This is a genomic window from Microcystis sp. M53602_WE12, assembly GCF_030065455.1.
GTDB lineage: Bacteria > Cyanobacteriota > Cyanobacteriia > Cyanobacteriales > Microcystaceae > Microcystis > Microcystis aeruginosa.
The window spans coordinates 1-1,171 of record NZ_JASJFB010000543.1; the positions used below are offsets into that span (position 1 = coordinate 1).

The window sequence follows — 1,171 nt, forward strand, 5'->3', positions numbered from 1 at the left end:
GTTATTGTGACTAACTCTTTTGGTTAGAACAAGATAAACTAGAGAATCTTCGGTCAAATTTATTGACTCAAAATCAGCTATACTTAATTTAAATGAAACAGCCCTACCTTGATAAGGGGGGTGCCGATCCCCCCTTAATCCCCCCTTGATAAGGGGGGTGCCGATCCCCCCTTAATCCCCCCTTAATAAGGGGGGCATCTGATAATTTTTAAAGCCTACCTACTTAATATGGAACTGTAAACATATTGCCAACGCTCAAATGCAGATCTTGTAGGTGGGGTGGAACGAAACAATACTGGATCGAAAATGGCTCAGTTATGAGAAATTTGCACGGTGAATAGATAGCTTTATGAGAAAATGGAAAGGTAATGCAATCCTCTAAGCCAGATGACTATAGCAGAGCTATTCCCTACTTTGAGAAGTCTGCCTCGTGCAGACAAGTTGAAGGTGATGCAATTTCTGATCGCAGAACTAAGTAAGGACGAGGAGCCAAGCCTACAGCCAGGAGCAACATATTTACTCTCGTCGCCGCTTAATTCACACGCAGCGGCGCAGAAACTTGCTCAACTCCTAGATTCGGAACAAGCAACGCACAATGCGTAACGCCCAACGATTTAACTTTACCGAAGGATTCGATGGGTTTGGTGTCCCCGATGCCTTGCCTCAACTACCTATATCTCTGACATACCAAGATAGCTCGGTAGAGTTTTCAGCACTGTTAGACACGGGTGCAAGTGTTAATGTCTTACCGTACAGCCTCGTAGGTTGGGTTGACGCAAGGAAACCCAACAAAGAGTAACCTTTGGGGTGGTTGGGTTTCGCTTAAACAATCGAATTGAGCCATTTTCGACCCAGTATTGTTTCGCTCAACCCAACCTACAATAATTGCTTATATTAATTTCTGATTAATTGCCAATTCATTGCCGACACAAGAGTTAAAGCGATAACAATTCATTGCTGTATGTAACAATATAAGAGGAGTGCGATCGCCGATTTTGTAGGGTGCGTTAACGCGCGTGTAACGCACCGCTAATAGACCTCTTGCATAATTTTTTTATGGTATAATATAAGGTTTTGCTTTTTTCTCAATTCTTAGATTGAAGTGGAAAAAAGAATAAAATGTGATCTTAGGTCAGGAAATCATCTATAATTTTGCTATGTTTATTAGCAA

Annotated in this window: 2 protein-coding genes; one reads left to right on the forward strand and one right to left on the reverse strand. The window is 41.8% G+C overall.

The window, feature by feature from the left end:
• Window positions 1–595 precede the first annotated feature (595 nt).
• Window positions 596–799 (forward strand): hypothetical protein, encoded by a 204-nt coding sequence (locus PX482_RS17555; protein ID WP_288027724.1) that lies wholly within the window; start codon window positions 596–598, stop codon window positions 797–799.
• Window positions 800–889: 90 nt separating this feature from the next.
• Here PX482_RS17555 and PX482_RS17560 read toward each other — a convergent pair whose 3' ends face one another.
• Window positions 890–1,027 carry a hypothetical protein gene (locus PX482_RS17560; RefSeq protein WP_002789678.1) on the reverse strand — a complete coding sequence of 46 codons (138 nt, stop codon included), beginning with the start codon at window positions 1,025–1,027 and terminating at the stop codon, window positions 890–892.
• Between the last annotated feature and the right edge of the window lie 144 nt (window positions 1,028–1,171).

What these genes read in the sequence shown, in the direction of transcription:
- PX482_RS17555 (WP_288027724.1), top strand. Translation starts at nt 596, where the DNA reads ATGCGTAACGCCCAACGATTTAACTTTACCGAAGGATTCGATGGGTTT.